Below are 21,463 nucleotides of genomic sequence, written 5' to 3' on the forward strand. Positions count from 1 at the left end.
CGCTACCAGGGAACCGGTTGACCGGCCCAGTCGAAAAACTGGCCGGTCTGATCAGCCGTCAGACCATCCACAACCTGCAGAAGGCTTTGGGCGGCGTCACTCGGCTCGACCGCGGGATGGCGGCCCAGGTATTTCTGCGTGAACGGGGTCTTGACCGTTCCGGGGTGCAGGGCGACGCAGATCGCATCCTTGTGGGTTCGGGCCAGTTCGATTGCGGCCGTATGCACGATCTGGTTCACCGCCGCCTTGGCCGCGCGATAGCTGACCCAACCGCCCAGACGATTGTCCCCGATCGAACCCACACGCGCAGACAGCACGGCAAAAACCGACCGCCCGTTGCGCGGCAACAGGCGATGCGCGTGTTTCAGCACCAGGGCCGGTCCCACCGCGTTCAAGGCGAACTGATCCATCATGGCCTTGGCCGAAACCGCCCGAATGGTCTTTTCCGGTTCCGCCCCGTCGATCTCCAGCGCGCCGGACGCGACCAGAACAAGGTCGAACGGTCCTTCGATCCGGCCCAGCATCTCATCGGCCAGTTCCGGCTGCATCAGATCCAGCCCGTTTCCCGACCGCGACAGACCAACCACGTGAACCGACCGCGACAGCAGTTCATTGCAGACGGCCCGGCCGATCCCGCCGCTCGCACCTATGACCAATGCGTTTCTCATCGCCCTCCATCTAGCGGAGTTGCCCACGCAATCAATCCCCGTTTCCAATCCTTTCGCGAAATCGGACGGCCGCGCATTTTCCTTCTTTTCATTCCCGGTTCGGGGTGTATAACCTCGGACCCATGATCAACCGCGCAGATATCCCTTTTGCTTTCGCCGCGTCCGCCGGCGCTGCTCTGCGTGGCCTACTGATCCTAATCCGCCTCTGAGCGTGCCATCCGGCGCGCCCGCTCAGAGGAGGACGCCTGCGCGCCAATGGCTTTAGGACAGACAAGAAAGTGACTCCCATGACCAACGTGACCGACCAAGACCGCGTCTTGATCTTTGACACCACTTTGCGCGACGGCGAGCAAAGCCCCGGCGCAACAATGACCCATGACGAAAAGCTGGAAATCGCCGAGCTTCTGGATGACATGGGCGTCGACATCATCGAGGCCGGCTTTCCGATCGCCTCCGAGGGTGATTTCAAGGCCGTTTCGGAAATCGCGCAGCGCGCCAAGAACGCCCGCATCTGCGGCCTGGCTCGTGCGAATTTCGCCGATATCGACCGCTGCTGGGAAGCGGTGAAACACGCCGAAAAGAACCGGATCCACACCTTCATCGGCACCTCGCCGCTGCACCGGGCGATTCCGAACCTGACGCAGGACGAGATGGCCGAAAAGATCCACGAGACCGTCAGCCACGCCCGCAATCTGTGCGAAGATGTGCAATGGTCGCCGATGGACGCGACCCGGACCGAATGGGACTATCTGTGCCGCGTGATCGAGATTGCGATCAAGGCGGGCGCGACCACGATCAACATACCTGATACGGTAGGCTACACCGCCCCGATTGAAAGCGCGGACCTGATCAAACGACTGATCGAAACCGTTCCGGGCGCAGACGAAGTGATTTTCGCCACCCATTGCCACAACGACCTTGGCATGGCGACCGCCAACTCACTGGCCGCCGTTGCAGGCGGGGCCCGGCAGATCGAATGCACGATCAACGGACTGGGCGAACGCGCGGGCAATACCGCGCTGGAAGAGGTCGTGATGGCCCTGCGCACCCGCAATGACATCATGCCGTGGAAGACGGGCATCGACACCACCAAGATCATGCACATCTCGCGTCGGGTGGCGACGGTTTCGGGCTTTCCGGTGCAGTTCAACAAGGCGATCGTCGGCAAGAACGCCTTCGCGCATGAAAGCGGCATCCATCAGGATGGCATGCTGAAGAACCGCGAGAATTTCGAGATCATGCGCCCTGAGGATATCGGCCTTTCGGGCACCTCGCTTCCGTTGGGCAAGCATTCCGGCCGGGCCGCGCTGCGCGACAAGCTGGAAACGCTGGGCTACGAGATCGGAGACAACCAGCTCAAGGACATCTTCGTGCGGTTCAAGGATCTGGCCGACCGCAAGAAAGAGGTGTTCGACGACGACCTGATCGCGTTGATGAGTGCAGATGATGAGGCTAACGACCACCTGCAACTGGTCTCGATGAAAGTCACCTGCGGCACCGGCGGTCAGGCCGAAGCGACGGTCGAACTGGAGGTCGACGGCAAGGATGTGATCGCCACCGAGCACGGCGACGGACCGGTCGACGCCACCTTCAAGGCGATCCGGGCCATCTACCCGAACAAGGCGCATCTGCAGCTGTATCAGGTGCATGCCGTGACCGAAGGCACCGACGCACAGGCCACGGTTTCTGTCCGCCTGGAGGAAGACGGCATGATCGCCACGGGCCAATCCGCGAACACGGATACCGTGGTGGCGTCGGCCAAGGCCTATATCAGCGCACTGAACCGTTTGATCATGCGCCGCGAAAAGGCCGGCCCCGGCGCGGATGCGCGCGAGATCAGCTACAAGGATCTGACCTGATCTGAATTGGAAGGCAAGGCTCCCGCGCCCGCGGCAGCCCGGCTTCGCCGCGCAGCCTGATGGACTTGGGCCCGGCACCGCGCCAAGGCGCGGTGCCGGACCCAACACGTTTGGCGGCATCTCGGATGCTGTCAAACGGGGCGGGAGGCCTTCGCCCCCTGAAGCGCCGTCAGATCTTTGCGAACAGGTCGGAAAGGCGCGCCGCCTCGTCTTCGATCCCGAAGGGCGCGTTGACCAGGAACATACCCGAACCGATCATCCGATGACCCTCACGCGCAGGCGGAAACCGAACTTCGTGCACGAACGTTTTGGGCAGGTCCAAGCCCTTCAGTGCCGACACCATCGGAACATGCCGATCGTCTGTCAGGATCGGATACCACAGCGCAATGAGACCCACGTTCCACTTGCGGTGCAACTTGGCGATCAGCCCCGGCAGGCGGCCATAGTCCGCCTTTACCTCGTAGCTAGGGTCAATCAGCATCACCCCGCGCCGAGGCGTGGGCGGCAGAACCGACTGAGCCAGCTCGAACCCGTCCTGTCTGTAGGTCTTGGCACCGCGCCCGGTCAGCGCTTTTTTCAACGCTGCGTATTCCTGCGGATGAAGCTCGGCGAAATGCTGACTGTCCTGCGGACGCAGCAGGCTTGCCGCAATCATCGGCGAGCCCGGGTAGGCCGTTTCGCCAAACTGCGCCTGCACCGAGCGCAACGCGCGTGCCAGCGGGTGATCGTCGGCAAACCACCCGTTGCTCAGCGCGCGCCCGATCCCTGCCGCCGCCTCGCCGGTCTGTTCGGCCTCGGCCGCATTCAGGTGGTACAGACCACGCCCCGAATGGGTCTCGAGATAGCTGATCGGCTTGTCCTTGCGGGTCATGTAGTCCAGCATCCATGCCAACAAAGCGTGCTTTTGCACGTCCGCCAGATTTCCCGCGTGGTAAATGTGTTGATATGAGAGCATGTTGCCTTCTAAAGTCCCTGTCAAAGAGGCGGAAAGGTGCTGATTTACGCGGAATCAGGCCTTTAACCGGGCGTCATGGCACCCTATAAGTCATCCGTCCCGGAACCGTCGAGTCGCGGGCAGTAGAAAACATCTGACAGACAGGATCAGGGGAATATGGGGATCTTTGACAGTTTGGGCGGCCTGTTCACAGCGGATATGGCCATCGACCTCGGGACGGCCAACACGCTGGTCTACGTCAAGGGGCGTGGCGTGATCCTGTCTGAACCCTCGGTTGTCGCCTACCATGTCAAGGACGGCGTCAAGAAGGTTCTGGCCGTGGGCGAGGACGCCAAGCTGATGCTGGGCCGCACCCCCGGCTCGATCGAGGCCATCCGCCCCATGCGCGAGGGTGTGATCGCCGATTTCGACACCGCGGAAGAGATGATCAAGCACTTCATCCGCAAGGTGCACAAGCGTTCGACCTTTTCGAAGCCCAAGATCATCGTCTGCGTTCCGCATGGCGCAACGCCGGTTGAAAAACGCGCGATCCGTCAGTCGGTTCTGTCAGCAGGCGCGCGGCGCGCGGGTCTGATCGCCGAGCCGATTGCCGCCGCCATCGGAGCCGGGATGCCGATCACCGATCCCACCGGCAACATGGTCGTGGATATCGGCGGCGGCACCACCGAAGTGGCTGTCCTGTCGCTGGGCGACATCGTCTATGCCCGCTCGGTCCGCGTGGGGGGCGACCGCATGGACGAGGCGATCATCTCGTACCTCCGCCGTCAGCAGAACCTGCTGGTGGGCGAATCCACCGCCGAGCGGATCAAGACCACCATCGGCACGGCCCGCATGCCCGATGACGGGCGCGGACAGTCGATGCACATCCGCGGGCGCGACCTTCTGAACGGCGTCCCCAAGGAAATCGAGATCAGCCAGGCCCAGGTGGCCGAGGCTCTGTCGGAACCCGTCCAGCAGATCTGCGAAGCGGTGATGACCGCGCTGGAAACCACCCCGCCGGATCTGGCCGCGGACATCGTGGACCGTGGCGTGATGCTGACCGGTGGCGGCGCGCTGCTGGGTGATCTGGACCTGGCCCTGCGCGAGCAGACCGGATTGGCCGTGTCGATTGCCGACGAAAGCCTGAATTGTGTGGCTTTGGGCACCGGCAAGGCGCTGGAATACGAAAAACAGCTGCGCCACGCGATTGACTACGAAAGCTAAGGCGCGCACCCTCTGATCTGAGGGTTCAAGATCGGGCACGAGCAGCACGGGAAGGAGTCCTGTGGCAAAAGACCGAGCACAGCGCGACGACTACACCACCCCCCTGCGCCGCTTGTTCATGGGGATCGTTGTTCTGTGCCTGCTTGGCATATTCCTGATTTGGCGCATCGACAGCCCGCGGGTCGAAAGGTTCCGGGCCCAAGTGGTGGATGCCGTTGTGCCCTCGATGGAATGGGCGATGGTTCCGGTCACGGCCGCCATAAACCTTGTACGGGATTTCCAAAGCTACCAAAGGCTGAGCGAGCAGAACCAGGAACTGCGCAGTGAACTGCGCCGCATGCGCGCCTGGAAAGAGGCGGCCCTGCAGTTGGAGCAGGAAAACGCGCGGCTTCTGGACCTGAACAATGTTCGGTTGGATCCCCGTCTGACTTATATAACCGGGGTCGTCATGGCCGACAGCGGCTCGCCGTTTCGGCAATCTGTTTTGCTGAATGTCGGCGAGCGTGACGGGATCGTCGACGGATGGGCCGCCATGGACGGCATCGGGCTGGTGGGCCGGATATCTGGCGTTGGTCCGGATACCGCGCGGGTCATCCTGTTGACCGACGCCTCAAGCGCGATTCCCGCCACCATCCAGCCCTCCGGCCAGACCGCGTTGATTACCGGTGACAATACCCCTGCCCCAGCCGTCGAGTTTCTGGAAAGCCGCGAACTGGTGCGGCCCGGCGACCGTGTGGTGACCTCAGGCGATGGCGGCGTATTTCCTGCGGGCCTTCTGATCGGCCAGATCGCCGCCGATCCGGGGGGGCGTCTGCGCGTCCGACTGTCAGCGGATTTCGAGCGTTTGGAATTCCTGCGCGTCCTGCGCTACCACTCGGCCGCCCCGATCCGAGACCCGGGCGGCATCGTCGGACCTCCGCGCCCCGAGGCTCTTCTCCCGACCGAGGAGGCCGCCGATGGATAGCGCCGCGTCACGTCTATGGCTGATGCGGGGCCTGTACCTGTTCCTCGCTCTGACGGTGATGTTCTTTCACCTGTTGCCTCTGAACACGCAACCGGGTCGTCTGCCCTTTCCTGACTTCCTGATCTGCCTGACCTTTGCATGGGTCCTCAGGCGGCCGGAATATGTACCGACACTCAGCATAGCTGCGGTCATGCTGATGGCCGACCTGTTGCTGCAACGGCCGCCGGGACTGCTGGCGGCATCCGTCGTCATCGGTTCTGCCTATCTGCGATCGGCAGGCCCCGGAATGCGCGACGTCGGATTCGTGGGCGAGTGGACGACGGTGGGCGTCGTCATCGCGGCAATCTTTGCCTTCAACCGGACAGTTCTGGCGCTGCTGTCCGTCAGTCAGGCCAGCATTGGCCCGGTATTTGTCCAAGTGGTCTTCACGGTCCTCGCCTACCCGCTTGTCGTTGCATTCAGCCAAACCATATTTGGCGTCCGCAGGCCATCTGCGGTAGATGTTGCCACTGTGGGAACACGCTCATGAAACGCACACCCAAAACACAAGGTGCCGCATACAAAAGGCTGACCCGGCGCGCGCTGGTGCTGGGTGGCATGCAATTCGCATTCGTCGGCGGCCTGGCGGCCCGCATGCGTTACATGCAGGTCGATCAGGCCGACCAATATCGCCTGTTGGCCGAAGAAAACCGCATCAACATCCGGCTCATTCCGCCAACCCGAGGGCGCATTTATGACCGCAATGGTCAGATCATCGGGCAGAATGCGCCGTCCTACCGCATCGTGATCGTGCGCGAGGATGCGGGCGACGTCGACAAGGTCATTGCCAAACTGTCACAACTGATTCCGCTGAACGAAGACGAGATCGAGCGGGCCAAAGCCGAGATGAAACGTACAGCGCCGTTTCTGCCGGTTACGCTGGCCGACCAGGTCACCTGGGAAGATATCTCGAAGGTGGCGATCAATACCCCCGCCCTTCCCGGCGTCACGCCCGAGGTCGGACTGACCCGCCAATATCCCCGCTACGAGGATTTCGCCCATGTGGTCGGGTATGTGGGTCCGGTCAGCGACTACGACCTGAGCAAGATGGAAGACCCCGAGCCGGTTCTGATGATCCCGCGCTTTCAGATCGGCAAGGTCGGGCTTGAGGCCAAGAAGGAAGACCTGCTGCGCGGCAAGGCGGGCGCCAAGCGGGTCGAGGTCAACGCGACTGGTCGGGTGATGCGGGAACTTGACCGCCGCGAAGGCCAGCCCGGCGCTGACCTGCAATTGACCATCGACGCCGACCTGCAGGAATACGCGCAGGCCCGGCTGGCCGGCGAAAGCGCCGCCGTTGTCGTGATCGACTGTGAGACGGGCGATCTGCGGGCCATCAGTTCGACCCCCAGCTTCGACCCCAACCTGTTCGTGCGCGGAATCTCGGTGGCGGATTACCAAGCCCTGACCCAGAACAATCACCGCCCGCTGGCCAACAAGACGGTTCAGGGCACCTACCCGCCCGGTTCGACCTTCAAGATGATCACCGCGCTGGCCGCGCTCGAGGCCGGTGTCGTCGGTCCGGGCAACACCGTCTATTGTCCCGGCTACCTGAAGGTGGGCAGCCGGCGGTTCCACTGCTGGAAGCGCGGCGGACACGGGATGGTCGATCTGGAGACCTCGTTGAAGCGCAGTTGCGACGTCTACTATTACGACGTGGCCCTGCGGGTCGGGATCGACAAGATTTCGGACATGGCGCGCAAGTTCGGTTTGGGCATCAAACACGACCTGCCGATGTCTGCCGTGGCGGCCGGCCTGGCGCCGAACCAGGAATGGAAACAGACCACCCACGGACAGGACTGGCTGGTCGGCGACACGGCAAATGCCTCGATTGGGCAGGGCTTCATGTTGGCCTCGCCGATGCAACTGGCCGTCATGACTGCGCGCATCGCGACCGGCCGATCGGTGACACCGCGTCTGATCCGCAGTGTCGACGGGGTCGAACAGCCTTCGGGCGCGGGCGAGTCGCTGGACGTCAATCCGGCCAACTTGGATCAGGTGCGCAAGGCGATGTACAAGGTCTCGAACGACCGTCGCGGAACCGCTTATCGCAGCCGGATCATCGCAGACGAATTCCGGATGGCCGGCAAGACGGGCACCAGCCAGGTGCGCAACATCACCAAGGCCGAACGGGCCGCCGGGGTCATCCGCAACGAAGATCTGCCCTGGGAACGGCGGGACCACGCGCTGTATGTCAGCTTTGCCCCTTACGACAACCCGAAATATGCCGTGGCCGTCGTGGTCGAACATGGCGGCGGCGGTTCGAAGGCTGCAGCCCCCGTGGCACGGGACGTGATGCTGCAGGCTCTTTACAACGGCACCCCTCCGCTGGAAGCATATCCCGTGGCCGACCGCGACCGCATCAAGGAACAGCAGAAACGTCTGGAAGGCGATCGCCGCCCGAAAGCGCGCCCTGACGAAAAGGACCGCGCATGAGCTATCTTGAATATGCGGTCAAGACCACGCCGACGGGGATCCGCAAAGTTCTGTACATGAACTGGCCACTGACGCTTTTGCTGATCAGCGTCGCAAGTGCCGGTTTTCTGATGCTGTATTCGGTGGCCGGCGGCTCGTGGTCGCCATGGGCGGAACCACAGATGGAACGGTTTGGCCTGGGCCTGACGGTCATGTTCATCGTCGCATTGGTTCCGATCTGGTTCTGGCGCAACATGTCCGTCGTCGCCTATCTTGTATCTTTGGGGCTTCTGCTGTTCGTCGAGCTGTTCGGCACCATCGGCATGGGCGCGCAACGCTGGATCGACCTGGGCTTCATGCGCCTGCAGCCCTCCGAACTGGCAAAGGTGACTTTGGTCATGTTGCTGGCGGCCTACTACGATTGGCTTCCCTCCTACAAAACCTCGCGCCCGGTTTGGGTCTTGATCCCGGTTGTCCTGATCCTGATCCCGACCTTCATGGTGCTGCGCCAGCCCGACCTGGGAACCGCAATCCTGCTGTTGGCGGCCGGAGGAGGCCTGATGTTTCTGGCGGGCGTGCATTGGGCCTATTTCGCAGCGGTCATCGCGGCGGGTGTCGGCTTGATTTCAACGGTGTTCAAAAGCCGTGGCACCGATTGGCAATTGCTAAAGGACTATCAATTCCGGCGCATCGACACATTCCTTGACCCCTCGACCGATCCGCTGGGCGCGGGGTATCACATCACCCAGTCCAAGATTGCCTTGGGATCCGGCGGCTGGAACGGTCGAGGCTTCATGCAAGGCACCCAGTCGCGCCTGAACTTCCTGCCCGAAAAGCACACCGACTTCATCTTCACGACACTGGCCGAAGAGTTCGGTTTTGTCGGGGGCACAACCTTGTTGCTGCTTTACGGACTGATCCTGATCTTCTGCCTCGTCACGGCGCTGTCGACCAAGGACAGGTACTCATCGTTGGTGACACTGGGCATTTCGCTGAACTTCTTCCTGTTCTTCGCCGTCAACATGTCGATGGTCATGGGGCTGGCGCCGGTGGTCGGTGTTCCGTTGCCGATGGTCAGCTATGGGGGCTCGGCCATGTTGGTTCTGATGGCCGCCTTCGGCATCGTGCAAAGCGCGCATATTCACCGTCCTCGTTGATCCGAAAGGCCGACCATGTCTGTGAACGTCCTGTTTTCCGCCCGCCCGACACTTTGGCCGGTTTACGAGCCCTTGCTGAACATCGGGCTGGCCGATGCGGGGATCAAAGCCACTATCGCCACCGACCTGCCGCCCGATCAGGTGGATTACATCGTCTATGCACCCAATGGCGGGCTGCTTGATTTCACGCCCTACACGCGCGCAAAGGCCGTGCTCAGCCTATGGGCCGGTGTCGAAAAGATAGCCTCGAACGACATGCTGACCGTGCCGTTGGCCCGGATGGTCGATCACGGTCTTACCCAGGGCATGACCGAATGGGTCGTGGGGCACGTTCTGCGCTACCATCTGGGCATGGATCGACACATCACGGTCCAGGATGGGGAATGGGCCCCGGATCCGCCTCCGCTTGCCACACAGCGATCGGTCTGCGTTCTGGGACTTGGCGCCCTGGGGCAGGCTGCGGCACAGGCGCTGGCGGCGTTGAGCTTCAACGTGACAGGGTGGAGCCGTTCGGCCAAGGACGTGTCTGGTGTCACGTGCCTGCACGGACCAGACGGGCTGCGCGTGGCCCTGAGCCAGGCCGAGATACTCGTCCTGCTGCTGCCTGAAACGGCAGCCACGGAGAACACTCTGAACGCGGACACTCTGGCACTTCTGCCAAAAGGTGCGCGCATTCTGAACCCCGGCCGCGGCCCACTGATTGACGACGAAGCGCTGTTGCAGGCGCTGAACACCGGCCAAGTGGGGCATGCCACGCTGGATGTGTTCCGCGCCGAGCCGCTGCCCCCCGATCATCCGTACTGGGCGCATCCAAATGTGACCGTCACGCCGCATATCGCGTCGGAAACCCGGCCCGAAACGGCTGCGCAGGTGATCTGCGAAAACATCCAACGCAGCGAATCCGGACGGCCGCTGCTGCATCTCGTCGACCGCGCACTCGGGTACTAGGGCCATCGGGGACCGCCGCCCCCGTCTTGCCGAGCGCTATGCGTCCACCAGTCCCCGACCTTTCAGCAGGGCTTCGACACCCGGCAACCGGCCCCGGAACGCCAGATAGAGATCTTCGGCCTCCTTCGAGCCTCCTTTGGACAGAATGTTGTCCTCCAGAGCCTGCGCCCGCTCGGGATCAAACGCGCCTCCTGCCTCTTCGAAGGCAGCAAATGCGTCGGCATCCATCACTTCGGACCACATGTAACTGTAGTAACCCGAGCTGTAGCCATCACCCGCAAATACATGGGCGAAATGCGGCGTTGCGTGGCGCATACCAATGGCATGCGGCATCCCGATCTCGGCCAGAACCTCAGCCTGCTTCGCCATGGGGTCAGCCGGGGCCGGACCGTCGTGGAAGGCCAGGTCGACCAGTGCCGAGGCGACGTATTCGACCGTCTGAAAACCCTGATCGAAATTGGCGGCACCCAGAACTTTGTCCAGCAGTTGCGGAGGCATCGGAGCTCCGGTTTCGGCATGAGTTGCGAACTCGGCCAGAACCTCCGGTACTTCCAGCCAATGCTCATACAGTTGGCTGGGCAGCTCCACGAAATCCCGCGCAACACTGGTCCCCGAGATGCTGTCATAGGTCACATCCGACAGCATCTGGTGCAGTGCGTGCCCGAATTCATGAAACAGGGTCCGTGCGTCGTCATATGACAGCAGCGCCGGATCGCCCTTGGCGAAGTTGCAAACATTGATGACGATTGGCGTCTGGACCTTGGGAAACTTGGCCTGCGCCCGCATCGCGCTGCACCACGCACCCGACCGTTTCGATCCACGCGCAAAATAGTCTCCGATGAATACGGCAACGTGTTTGCCACGCCGGGTCACCTCCCAGGCTCGGCAATCCGGATGGTACAGCGGCACGTCCAACGGCGCGAACTCCAACCCGAACAAGCGGTTGGCGCAGGTAAAGGCAGCCTCGATCATGCGCTCCAGCTGCAGGTAGGGTTTGAGTTCTGCCTCATCCAGATTATGCTCGGCCTTGCGCCGTTTTGCGGCATAGTACCGCCAGTCCCAGGGTTCGAGCGGACCGTTGACGCCATCCTCCTGCATCATCCGCGTCAGGATCTCCGCGTCGGCCTCGGCCCGGGCCTTGGCGGGTGCCCAGACCTGCATCAGCAAGTCGCGCACCCGTTCGGGGGTTCGGGCCATCTCGGTCTCGAGCTTGAAGGCCGCAAAGCTGTCATAGCCCAGCAGTTTGGCCCGTTCCTCGCGTAGCTGAAGGATTTCGGCGGCAATCGCTCGGTTGTCGGTCTCGCCTCCGTTTGCCCCGCGTGACGCCCAGGCATGGTAAGCCTTTTCCCGCAGGTCACGACGTGGCGAGAACTGCAGGAACGGCACGATCAGAGACCGCGACAGCGTGACAACCGGCCCCTTGGCCCCTTTTTCCCGACCGGCCGCGTGTGCCGCATCAACCACGAAACCCGGCAGTCCCGCCAGGTCATCTTCAGTCAGCTCCATGAACCAGCCACGCTCGTCCGCCAGCAGGTTTTGCGTGAACGCGGTGCCCAATGACGCCAGACGCGCCTTGATCTCCTGCATCCGGGCATCTTCCGCCCCGTGCAGCGCCGCACCCGAGCGGACGAACCCGCGATGGGTGAGCATCAAAACCCGATCCTGTTCCTCGGTCAGATCCAGCGTATCTCGTTTCGCCCAAAGGTCGTCCACACGCTGGAACAGCGCCTTGTTCGAGGAAATCGCGGCGAAATGGGCTGCAAGCTTGGGCGAAAACTCCCGTTGCAACGCTTCGCGCTCCGGGTTGCTGTCAGCGCCAGCGACCGTGAAAAACACCGACAGAACCTTGTTCAAGGCCTCGCCCGCCGCTTCCAGCGCTTCGATCGTGTTGGCAAAACTCGCGGGCTGGGTATTCGTCGCGATGGTGTCGATCTCGTCGGCATGGGCCTGCAGAGCAGCTTCCAGTGCCGGGGCAAAATCGTCATCCGAGATTTCGGCAAAGGGCGCGATTTCGAACGGGGTCGTCCAGTCGGACAGGATCGGATTGGTCATTGGGGTCTCCTTCAAGCGTCAAGCTAGGAATGCCGGGCAAGCTCGTCCAGTGGCCGCGATCAAACGGGTTGCCCGCAAACCGGGCAATCGTCCCGCCGGGACAGGGTGATCTTGCGGTTTTCGCCATAAAGCGCGTCATAGATCAGCATCTCGCCACGCAAGGCCTGACCTGCCCCCGTGACTACCTTGACCGCCTCGACCGCCATCATCGACCCCACCACGCCCGGCAGTGGCCCGACCACCCCGGCCTCGGCGCAGGAGGGCGCCAGACCCGGCGCAGGCGCTTCGGGAAAAATGCATTGGTAGCAGGGAGCGTTGTTGGCGGGGTCAAACACGCTCAGTTGGCCTTCCCATTGGGACAGCGCGCCTGAGATCAGGGGCTTGCCCAAAGCCACCGCGGTGCGGTTGGTTAGATACCGGGTTTCGAAATTGTCGGTGCCGTCGAGGATAAGGTCATAATCCGCGAACAGGTCGGCCGCGATGTCGTCCGTCAGGCGGCGGTGATAGGGGCGAACGATGACATTGGGGTTCTGCGCCTCCATTGCTTGCTGCGCAGAAAAGACTTTGGGCATTCCGATGTCTGCATCCCGATGGATGACCTGCCGCTGCAGATTGGCATTCTCGACGACGTCATCATCAATGACGCCAATCGTGCCCACGCCGGCGGCGGCAAGGTACTGCAGCGCCGGTGCGCCCAATCCACCTGCCCCGATCACCAATACACGAGCGGTCTTCATCCGTTTCTGCCCGGGTCCACCAAGCTCGCGCAGGACGATGTGACGGGCATAGCGCTCCAGTTCGGCTTCGCTGAACTGGTCAGATGGGCTGTGCGGTCGAATATCCGACGGTGGATTGGCCCGGCGCCTCAGGGCTTTCACCACAGCGCCATAACCCATGGCCAGCAGAACGAAGCCACCCAGGATCAGCCACATCGCGGCCGAGCCGCCTGTGGCCTCGCGCAGTGGGTTCCCGTCGGGCAAAACCAGATGAGACAGAACCACACCTGCCAGCAACACCAAAACCGACACCCAACGGGCAGTACGCGAGGCACCAGCGAGGTAGCCAAGCCCCCACAGCCCCGCTGCCAGTGCCAGTACCAGAACCATCAGGCGCGCCCCGTGGATCCGAACCCACCGGAACCGCGCTGCGATTCCTGCAGGCTGTCCGCCATCTCGAACCGCGCCTGGATCACCGGGGCCACGACAAGCTGCGCAATTCTGTCGCCATGTCCGATTTCAAAGGCTTCCTGACCCGCATTCAGCACGATCACCCCCAAGGGACCGCGATAGTCGCTGTCGATCGTGCCCGGTGCGTTCGGCAGCGTGATCCCGTGTTTCAACGCAAGTCCCGAGCGCGGACGCACCTGGATCTCATATCCATCCGGAATCTCTACCCGCAGGCCGGTCGGAACCAAGGCGCGCTCACCGGATTGAAGGGTGATCGATCCTCGATCAGGCAGGTTGGCCCGCACATCCGCGCCGGCTGCCCCGGCCGTTTCATAGGACGGCAATGCAATGGCCGGATCGGCCCCGTCTTCTCGGATCACCCGGATTGCCACCATCAGCGCATCCCAACCTTCATCTTCTGTCAAACAACCGCATCACAGCGCCAGCGCGGCCGCGATCTTTTCCGCCAGCCGTACGGCCACTGCGTCCTTGCCCATGCGCGGCCACTCCTCGGCACCCGCATCCGATATCAGCACGACCGCATTTTCGGCCCCACCCATGATGCCGGTCACCGGACTGACATCATTGGCCAGAATCCAATCGCACCCTTTGCGCGCCCGCTTGGCGGTTGCGTGGGCGATCACATCATCCGTCTCGGCGGCGAAACCCACGACCAAGCTAGGTCGGCCGGTCTCCAGATGCGAAATCCGTTTGAGGATGTCCGGGTTTTCGGCAAATTGCAGGGCAGGCATTCCGTCGCGGCTTTTCTTCAACTTGCGGTCTGATGCCCCGTCTACCCGCCAATCGGCCACGGCTGCGGCAAACACGCCCGCATCCACCGGCAGAGCCGCGTCCACCGCATCCGACATTTGTTGCGCAGTCTCAACCTGCACAACCTGGACGCCCTGGGGTGGTGGCACATCCGCGGGGCCGGTTACGAAAACGACTTCGGCCCCCAGGGCCGCCAAAGCGTTGGCAATCGCCGTCCCCTGCGCCCCCGAGGATCGGTTTGCGATGTACCGAACCGGATCAATCGGCTCATGCGTCGGCCCCGACGTCACGAGAATCCGCTTACCCTTCAGTGGGCCATCCGACAAGGCAGACTCGACCGCCGCCACGATTTCGAGAGGTTCTGACATGCGGCCGGGGCCGAACTCGCCACAAGCCATGTCACCGTCATTGGGTCCGACAAACCGGACGCCGTCCGCGATCAACTGCTTGTGGTTCCGGCGAGTTGCCGGATGGTTCCACATCCGCACGTTCATCGCCGGCGCACATAAAACAGGGGTATCCGTGGCCATCAACAGGGTCGATGCCAGATCATTGGCCAGACCCCCGGCCATCTTTCCCATCAAATCCGCAGTCGCCGGGGCCACGACGATCAGATCAGCCGAACGTGACAGCTGGATATGTCCCATCTCGGCCTCGTCCGTCAGGTCGAACAGATCACGATAAGCTTTTTCACCGGCAAGTGCAGACACGGACAAAGGGGTCACGAATTCTTCGGCAGCGCGGGTCAGGACCGGGGTCACTGCCGCCCCGCGCTCCTTCAACCTTCGGATCAGATCCAGCGATTTGTAGGCCGCGATCCCACCGCCAAGGATCAGGAGGATCCGTTTGGATGCCAGCATGTTCAGCCCTTCCCGGTCGTGCTCGGCCTCGACACTATGCAACCCATGCCCCGAGTTCCAGCGCTTAATTCTGGGACTCGAAGGCCTTGCAAGGGTCTTCGCGTTCGGCCGCGGGGCTGTCAATCACCGCGTCAAATTCACCGGTCACGACACCGTCTTCGGCCTGACCGAGAACAAAGACCTTCAGGCCCGGACGCAGGCGCGACAGAAAGGTCGGAATGCCCTGATCCTTGCGCGCATGCCCGTTTCCGGTAATCACCGCCACCGGACCGCCGGTTTCATCAATTGCACGCAGAATGGCCCGGGTCAGAACAGCATCGCGCAGACGCTGGATCGCCACCAGTTGCGGCAAGGCCTCGGCGGGAAGTGCGTTGCAATGCGCTGCCAATTGCTCGGCCTCGCGCGCCGCTTGATCCTCGGGAGCCAACGGAATGTTCAACCCATATCGCGCCGCATCCGCGCCCAGAGTCGTTGCGGCACCCCGTTCCATCGCCGCACGCGCAGCCGCGCGTGGCACCATCGCTCCGTATACCGGAGCCTCTGATGCTTGGAAAACAGGGTAATACATGCTGAGCGGCGGCCATCCCGTTTCGGCCCATCTCAGGATGCGTGACAGCTCCTCGGGGTTCGAGGCGGCAGTCTGCGCCAGTCTCTGAGCCCCTTCCTCGGTCACCATTTCCCAGACCATTGCAGACGGATCGATGTCCGCAATCGCTTCGGTCTGGACCAGGTGATGTAGGGGGTTGTCGTGAATTTCGCCAAGGATCACGACATCGGCGTCCCTCATCTGTGCCAATATATCGTCGGGGATAAGGTCCCCGGCCAGAACTGGCCGGGTCAAAAGTGTCAGCGACAGCACGGCCGTCGTCAGAATCGCAAGATGTCTCATGCGAAGAAGTGTTGCACCTCGCGCGATTGAGCTTCAAGGTTCTTGCGCATCTTCACGAACGCCGCTGCCTCAAGCTGTCGCACGCGTTCCTTGGACAAACCCAGTTCCTGACCCAGGCTTTCCAATGTGCGCGCCGGCTCACGCAGCTTGCGCTCGCGCACGATGAACCGTTCCCGATCGTTGAGCGCCTGCATCGCCGTGATCAACCATTCGCGCAATTGGCGGGTATCGTGGCTGTTCTCGACAGTTTCCGCAGCTTGCTCGCGATCATCCTCCAACGCGTCGATCCACTCGCGACCATCCTCGTCAGCCGATTGAACGGCGTTCAGGGAAAAGTCTGAGCCGGCCAACCGGCCGTGCATCATTTCCACATCGCGCAGCGGCACACCGATCTCGGCCGCAATCATCTGGTGCAGTTGATGGCGGTCCAATTCAACGCCATCGGTCGCGGCTTCGCGCTCCAGGCGGGCCTGCACGCGACGCATGTTGAAGAAAAGGGATTTCTGGGACGATGTCGAACCGGTCCGTACCATCGACCAGTTGCGCATCACGTAATCCTGAATGCTGGCCTTGATCCACCACACCGCATAGGTCGAAAAGCGGACTCCGCGATCCGGGTCGAATTTGTCAGCGGCCTTCATCAGGCCCAGCCCGGCCTCTTGGATCAGGTCATTCATCGGCGCGCCGTAGCGTTTGAACTTGGCCGCCATTGAAATGGCCAGACGCATATAGGCCGTTATCAACCGGTGAAGGGCCTGTTCGTCGCGCTCGTCTCGCCAGGCATAGGCCAGGCGCAATTCGGTTTCCGCATCCAGCAATTCGGCTTTCATAGCCTGCCGGGACATCGAGAAGTCGTTCGGGTTATCCAGTGCCATGCAGCTCTCCCATCTGTCGTAGGCGCCGCCGGTCTTGCCTTGCCGACGTATGGTCGATACGCAAGGGCGCACCGGGTGGATCACTGTAAAGGTAGTAAAAAATGCATCCCGATTTAACCTTTGTGCTGGGAGGCGCGGCATCGGGAAAATCTGCATTTGCCGAGCAATTCGTTGTTTCAACAGGAAAAACCCGCGTCTATCTGGCAACATCACAAGTGTTTGATGATGAGATGCGCCTAAAAATCAGGCGCCATGTGGACCAAAGAGGCGACGGCTGGGCCACGATCGAAGCCCCGATGGATCTGCGCCCGGCGCTGGCGGGGCTGAGCCGGGATCAGGTCTGTCTTATCGATTGCGCCACGATGTGGCTCAGCAATCACCTGCTGGCCGACAGCGATCTTGAACAGGAACAGGCCGCCCTTCTGGCCGCGCTACGGACCTGCCCCGCGCAGGTCATTATCGTCTCGAACGAAGTGGGGCACGGTATCGTCCCCGACAATGCGCTGGCCCGCAAGTTCCGCGAGGCGCAGGGGCGGTTGAACATCGCCCTCGCCGCCCAAGCCGGCCTTGTGGTTCAGGTCATCGCGGGACTACCGCAGGTTTTGAAAGGCCAGTTGCCGTGACCCGGTTGCACCTTGTCCGCCACGGCCCGACCCATGCCAAAACGATGGTGGGATGGTCCGATATTCCCGCCGACCTGAGCGACCACGCAGCCCTCGCGCGCCTGCATGACCACCTGCCGCAGGATGCGCTGGTCATTTCGTCGGACCTGTCGCGCGCCGCGGATACGGCCACGGCCATTCAGGGCACGCGCCGCCGGCTGCCGCACCATCCCGACCTGCGCGAGATCCATTTCGGCACGTGGGAGATGCGCGCATTCGCCGAGATCGAGGCCGAAGACCCCGAACTGGCCTTTGCCTATTGGGACAGCCCCGGCGACGTGCGCCCGCCCAACGGCGAAAGCTGGAACGCGGTCCGCGCGCGGGTCGACGCGGCGATCGACGGGTTGATCGGTATGCACACAGGCGCCGATCTGGTGATCGTGGCCCATTTCGGCGTAATCCTGACCCAGGTACAGCGCGCCCTTGACCTGGACGCGCAACGGACCTTTGCCCATCGCATCGACAACCTGTCGGTGACCGAGCTGGCCTTTGACGGCAGAACTTGGTCGACCGGCCGGATCAATCATCTTCCGTGAACGCAACACGCACAAATCGGCGTTTTACTGATTCCAGAAGTTCGGCCATCCTCGGGCCATGACATATGACCTTTTCATCGGGGACCGCCTGTTTTCCAGTTGGTCCATGCGCGGCTGGCTGATGCTGGAAAAATTCGGCCTGCCCTACACGACCCACATGATCGGCCTGTATTCGGGCACGATGGCCCGGGACATGCAGCCGCTGGCCCCGGCCCGTCTGGTCCCCGCGCTACGCCTGCCCGAAGGCACGGTGGTCGGCGAAAGCCTCGCCATGGCCGAGACGCTGGCTGAACGCCACCCCGATGCGGAGCTTTGGCCGCAGGACGCCGCCGCCCGCGCAACCGCCCGTTGGCTGTGTGCCGAGATGGTCGCCGGGTTCCATGCGCTGCGGTCGGCCTGCCCCATGCAACTCAAACACCGCTGGAAAGGGTTCGAGGCGTCCGCCGAAACCCGCGCCGATCTGACCCGGATCGAGACCTTGTGGGCGCATGCGCGCAAGATCTCGGGCACGACGTCCGGCCCGTTGTTCGGCAGCTATTCGCTGGCCGATGTGTTCTATACGCCGATCGCGGCCCGGATCATCGGCTACGGTCTGCCCGTATCCGTGCAGAACCACGACTACTGCATGGAATTGTTGTCGGACCCGGCAGTTCGGCAATGGCGCGCGATGGGGCTGACTGTCGACCACGACCCTTTCCCCTATGACCAGCCGCTCGACGCCGAGCCTTGGCCGGTCGGCGGAGCCTCGACGGCCCGCGCGGTTGAGGCGGGGCCTTCGGTCAATGACCGCTGCCCCTATTCCGGCAAGCCGGTGACCGCATTTCTGGAGCTGGATGGCAAACGATGGGGCTTCTGCAACACCTTCTGCCGCGACAAAACCGTGGCCGACCCCGGAGCGTGGCCGAAATTCACGCAAATGATCCGGCAAGCGGTGTGACCGTTAACCATTCCTAAACCGACGCCATGGCAGCAAGGTCCTATTAACCAAGAACAGGATCGCCATGGTCGCCCGCGCTCATACCGTTGCTTTTCAGGGGGTCGAGGCCCGCCCGGTCGAGGTGCAATGCGCCGTCTCTCCCGGGCTGCCCGCCTTTTCAATCGTCGGCCTGCCGGACAAGGCCGTGTCCGAGGCCCGCGAACGCGTGCGCAGTGCGCTCAGCGCGATGGCCATTGCGCTGCCCTCCAAACGCATCACGATCAACCTGTCGCCCGCTGACCTGCCCAAGGAGGGAAGCCATTTCGACCTGCCGATCGCGCTGGCCCTGCTCTGTGCCATCGACATCCTGCCCGCCGACGCCGCCGAAGCCACCATGGCTCTGGGCGAGCTTTCGCTGGACGGCTCATTGGTGCCCGTGGCCGGCGCCCTGCCCGCCGCGATGACCGCCGCGGCCGAGGGCCGCACGCTGCTGTGTCCGCGCGTGTCAGGTGCCGAGGCGGCCTGGGTCGACGCGACCCAGGTGATCGGGGCCGCGTCCCTGGCCGACGTCGTGCGCCATTTCACCGGCCAGTCGCCCCTGCCGGTCGCCCAGCCCGGCGAGGTCAGGTTGGAGCCCTCGACCCGCGATCTGCGCGACGTAAAAGGGCAGGAACGGGCAAAACGCGCATTGGAAATCGCAGCGGCCGGCCGTCACCACATGATCATGATCGGCACGCCGGGATCGGGCAAATCCATGCTCGCCGCCCGCTTGCCCGGCATTCTGCCGCCGCTGACGCCCACCGAAGCGCTCGAGACCTCGATGATCCAATCGCTGTGCGGCATGCTGGACGAAGGCGGCATCAGCCGGACCCGCCCGTTCCGCGAACCGCATCATACGGCGTCGATGGCGGCGATCGTGGGCGGCGGAAAAGGCGCGAAACCCGGCGAGATTTCCCTGGCCCACAACGGCGTCCTGTTCATGGACGAATTCCCCGAATTTCCACGCACGGTTCTGGAAACCCTGCGCCAGCCCATCGAGACCGGCGAAGTCATGGTCGCCCGCGCCAACGCCCATGTAAAATACCCCTGCCGGTTCATGTTGGTGGCGGCGGCGAACCCCTGCAAATGCGGATATCTCAGCGACCCGTCCCGCGCCTGCTCGCGCGCAACCGTCTGCGGCGAGGACTATCTGGGCCGCATCTCGGGGCCGCTGATGGACCGGTTCGACCTACGGATCGAAGTGCCGCCCGTGGGCTTTACCGACCTTGACCTGCCGCCATCCGGCGACAGCTCGGCCACCGTCGCCGCGCGGGTGCAACAGGCGCGCGGTGTTCAGGCCCGGCGCTTTCAGAACACGCCCGGGATTCGCCAGAACGCCGATATCGAGGGCAATCTGCTGGAAGAGGTCGCCGCACCAGATGCCGAGGGCAAGGACCTGCTGGTCAAGGCGGCCGAGCGGTTCGGCCTGTCGGCACGGGCTTACCACCGCATCCTGCGCGTGGCCCGCACCATTGCCGATCTCGAGGGCGCGCCCGATGTGCGCCGCCCGCATGTGGCCGAGGCGCTGAGCTACAGGATCAGCGCGCGAGTTTCGGCTTAGACCTTGGCCTCGATCGCCTGCCAGATCTTTTCGGCAATATTTGTACCGTTGAACCGCTCCAATTCCTGGATTCCGGTGGGCGAGGTCACGTTGATTTCTGTCAGATAATCTCCGATCACGTCGATACCCACAAAGATCTGGCCCTTTTCCTTCAGCAGTGGGCCGATGGCCGCGCAGATTTCAAGATCGCGGTCGGTCAGCCCGATCTTTTCGGGACGGCCGCCCACATGCATGTTCGACCGGGTCTCACCCTCGGCCGGAACGCGGTTGATCGCACCGACCGGCTCGCCATCGACCAGGATCACCCGTTTGTCGCCGTTGCGCACATCCGGCAGGAATTTCTGAACGATCAGCGGCTCTCGCGAGAAGCCCGTGAACAGCTCGTGCAACGAGGTCAGGTTGCGGTCATCGGCATCCAGCCGGAACACGCCGGCCCCGCCGTTGCCATAGAGCGGCTTGAGGATGATGTCTCCATGCTTTTCCTTGAACGCCTTGATGGTCCGCAGATCGCGGGCGATCGTGGTGGGCGGTGTCAGGTCGGGAAAATCCAGAACCAGCAATTTTTCCGGGTAGTTGCGCACCCAGAACGGATCATTCACCACCAGCGCCTGTCCGCGCAACCGATCCAGCAGGTGCGTCGAGGTGATATAGTGCATGTCGAACGGCGGGTCCTGCCGCAGCCAGACGACATCGAAATCCGCCAGATCAACCTCGCGCTCAGGTCCCAGAACCGCCGGCTGCTCCGCAACCCGTTGCACCGTCATGTCGTGACCGCGGGCGGTGATGCGCCCCTCTTGATAGGCCAGTTGATCAGGTCCGTAGTAAAACAGCTGGTGCCCACGGGCCTGGGCTTCTTCGGCCAGCCGGAACGAGCTGTCGGCATTGATGTCCACGGCCCCGATCGGGTCCATCTGAAAGGCGATTTTCATGG

Annotated in this window: 20 protein-coding genes; 11 read left to right on the forward strand and 9 right to left on the reverse strand. The window is 62.7% G+C overall.

The window, feature by feature from the left end:
- Nucleotides 1-2: 2 nt before the first annotated feature.
- Complete coding sequence (locus ACR3EL_RS15300; RefSeq protein WP_170369709.1) at nt 3-668, reverse strand: SDR family NAD(P)-dependent oxidoreductase; 666 nt, start codon at nt 666-668, stop codon at nt 3-5.
- A 287-nt stretch (nt 669-955) separates the two neighbouring features.
- Between ACR3EL_RS15300 and ACR3EL_RS15305 the strand changes: the two genes are divergently transcribed.
- Nucleotides 956-2,527 carry a 2-isopropylmalate synthase gene (locus tag ACR3EL_RS15305; protein WP_170342111.1) on the forward strand — a complete coding sequence of 524 codons (1,572 nt, stop codon included), beginning with the start codon at nt 956-958 and terminating at the stop codon, nt 2,525-2,527.
- Between the two features lie 169 nt (nt 2,528-2,696).
- Here ACR3EL_RS15305 and ACR3EL_RS15310 read toward each other — a convergent pair whose 3' ends face one another.
- Nucleotides 2,697-3,482 (reverse strand): 23S rRNA (adenine(2030)-N(6))-methyltransferase RlmJ, encoded by a 786-nt coding sequence (locus ACR3EL_RS15310; protein WP_170342113.1) that lies wholly within the window; start codon nt 3,480-3,482, stop codon nt 2,697-2,699.
- 156 nt (nt 3,483-3,638) lie between these two features.
- Between ACR3EL_RS15310 and ACR3EL_RS15315 the strand changes: the two genes are divergently transcribed.
- The 6 genes from ACR3EL_RS15315 (at nt 3,639) to ACR3EL_RS15340 (ending at nt 10,205) form a co-directional block, all read left to right on the forward strand.
- Nucleotides 3,639-4,685, forward strand: a complete 1,047-nt coding sequence (locus ACR3EL_RS15315; RefSeq protein WP_093963423.1) for a rod shape-determining protein — start codon at nt 3,639-3,641, stop codon at nt 4,683-4,685.
- 61 nt (nt 4,686-4,746) lie between these two features.
- Nucleotides 4,747-5,649: a rod shape-determining protein MreC gene (mreC, locus tag ACR3EL_RS15320; protein WP_093963424.1), complete on the forward strand. Its 903-nt coding sequence runs from the start codon at nt 4,747-4,749 to the stop codon at nt 5,647-5,649.
- A complete protein-coding gene (locus ACR3EL_RS15325; protein ID WP_170342115.1) occupies nt 5,642-6,178 on the forward strand; it encodes a rod shape-determining protein MreD in 537 nt (178 codons plus the stop codon). The genes mreC and ACR3EL_RS15325 overlap by 8 nt, the downstream gene beginning before the upstream one ends.
- Entirely contained in the window at nt 6,175-8,121 is a 1,947-nt protein-coding gene (gene mrdA / locus ACR3EL_RS15330; RefSeq protein WP_170342117.1) for a penicillin-binding protein 2, read from the forward strand. Before ACR3EL_RS15325 ends, mrdA begins: the two co-directional genes overlap by 4 nt.
- Entirely contained in the window at nt 8,118-9,257 is a 1,140-nt protein-coding gene (gene rodA, locus ACR3EL_RS15335; RefSeq protein WP_170342118.1) for a rod shape-determining protein RodA, read from the forward strand. The genes mrdA and rodA overlap by 4 nt, the downstream gene beginning before the upstream one ends.
- A 15-nt stretch (nt 9,258-9,272) precedes the next feature.
- Nucleotides 9,273-10,205, forward strand: coding sequence for a 2-hydroxyacid dehydrogenase (locus ACR3EL_RS15340; RefSeq protein ID WP_170342120.1), 933 nt, complete (start codon nt 9,273-9,275; stop codon nt 10,203-10,205).
- A gap of 36 nt (nt 10,206-10,241) precedes the next feature.
- On the opposite strand, the gene ACR3EL_RS15345 is transcribed toward ACR3EL_RS15340, so the two are convergent.
- From ACR3EL_RS15345 to ACR3EL_RS15370, 6 genes are all read right to left on the reverse strand, one after another.
- Nucleotides 10,242-12,257 (reverse strand): M3 family metallopeptidase, encoded by a 2,016-nt coding sequence (locus ACR3EL_RS15345; RefSeq protein ID WP_480722199.1) that lies wholly within the window; start codon nt 12,255-12,257, stop codon nt 10,242-10,244.
- A 59-nt stretch (nt 12,258-12,316) separates the two neighbouring features.
- A complete protein-coding gene (locus ACR3EL_RS15350; RefSeq protein WP_170360201.1) occupies nt 12,317-13,363 on the reverse strand; it encodes a HesA/MoeB/ThiF family protein in 1,047 nt (348 codons plus the stop codon).
- The gene (dut, locus tag ACR3EL_RS15355; protein ID WP_480633996.1) at nt 13,363-13,818 is read right to left on the reverse strand and encodes a dUTP diphosphatase; all 456 of its coding nucleotides are present in this window, start codon (nt 13,816-13,818) and stop codon (nt 13,363-13,365) included. The genes ACR3EL_RS15350 and dut overlap by 1 nt, the downstream gene beginning before the upstream one ends.
- Nucleotides 13,819-13,857: 39 nt before the next feature.
- The gene (gene coaBC / locus ACR3EL_RS15360; RefSeq protein WP_170342599.1) at nt 13,858-15,054 is read right to left on the reverse strand and encodes a bifunctional phosphopantothenoylcysteine decarboxylase/phosphopantothenate--cysteine ligase CoaBC; all 1,197 of its coding nucleotides are present in this window, start codon (nt 15,052-15,054) and stop codon (nt 13,858-13,860) included.
- Nucleotides 15,055-15,118: 64 nt separating this feature from the next.
- A complete protein-coding gene (locus tag ACR3EL_RS15365) occupies nt 15,119-15,943 on the reverse strand; it encodes a ChaN family lipoprotein (RefSeq protein WP_170342125.1) in 825 nt (274 codons plus the stop codon).
- Nucleotides 15,940-16,818, reverse strand: a complete 879-nt coding sequence (locus ACR3EL_RS15370; protein ID WP_093963433.1) for an RNA polymerase factor sigma-32 — start codon at nt 16,816-16,818, stop codon at nt 15,940-15,942. The genes ACR3EL_RS15365 and ACR3EL_RS15370 overlap by 4 nt, the downstream gene beginning before the upstream one ends.
- Before the next feature lie 101 nt (nt 16,819-16,919).
- On the opposite strand from ACR3EL_RS15370, the gene cobU reads away from it, so the two are divergent.
- From cobU to ACR3EL_RS15390, 4 genes are all read left to right on the forward strand, one after another.
- Entirely contained in the window at nt 16,920-17,441 is a 522-nt protein-coding gene (cobU, locus tag ACR3EL_RS15375; protein WP_170342127.1) for a bifunctional adenosylcobinamide kinase/adenosylcobinamide-phosphate guanylyltransferase, read from the forward strand.
- The gene (locus tag ACR3EL_RS15380; protein WP_480722202.1) at nt 17,438-18,016 is read left to right on the forward strand and encodes a histidine phosphatase family protein; all 579 of its coding nucleotides are present in this window, start codon (nt 17,438-17,440) and stop codon (nt 18,014-18,016) included. Before cobU ends, ACR3EL_RS15380 begins: the two co-directional genes overlap by 4 nt.
- A 58-nt stretch (nt 18,017-18,074) precedes the next feature.
- Nucleotides 18,075-18,953, forward strand: coding sequence for a glutathione S-transferase (locus tag ACR3EL_RS15385; RefSeq protein WP_170342131.1), 879 nt, complete (start codon nt 18,075-18,077; stop codon nt 18,951-18,953).
- 64 nt (nt 18,954-19,017) lie between these two features.
- Entirely contained in the window at nt 19,018-20,532 is a 1,515-nt protein-coding gene (locus ACR3EL_RS15390) for a YifB family Mg chelatase-like AAA ATPase (RefSeq protein WP_170342133.1), read from the forward strand.
- Here the strand turns inward: ACR3EL_RS15390 and gshB are convergent.
- Nucleotides 20,529-21,461: a glutathione synthase gene (gshB, locus tag ACR3EL_RS15395; RefSeq protein ID WP_170342135.1), complete on the reverse strand. Its 933-nt coding sequence runs from the start codon at nt 21,459-21,461 to the stop codon at nt 20,529-20,531. The two genes, ACR3EL_RS15390 and gshB, sit on opposite strands and share 4 nt — an antisense overlap.
- Nucleotides 21,462-21,463: the final 2 nt, after the last annotated feature.

This window comes from Ruegeria sp. BJ3 (assembly GCF_056535665.1).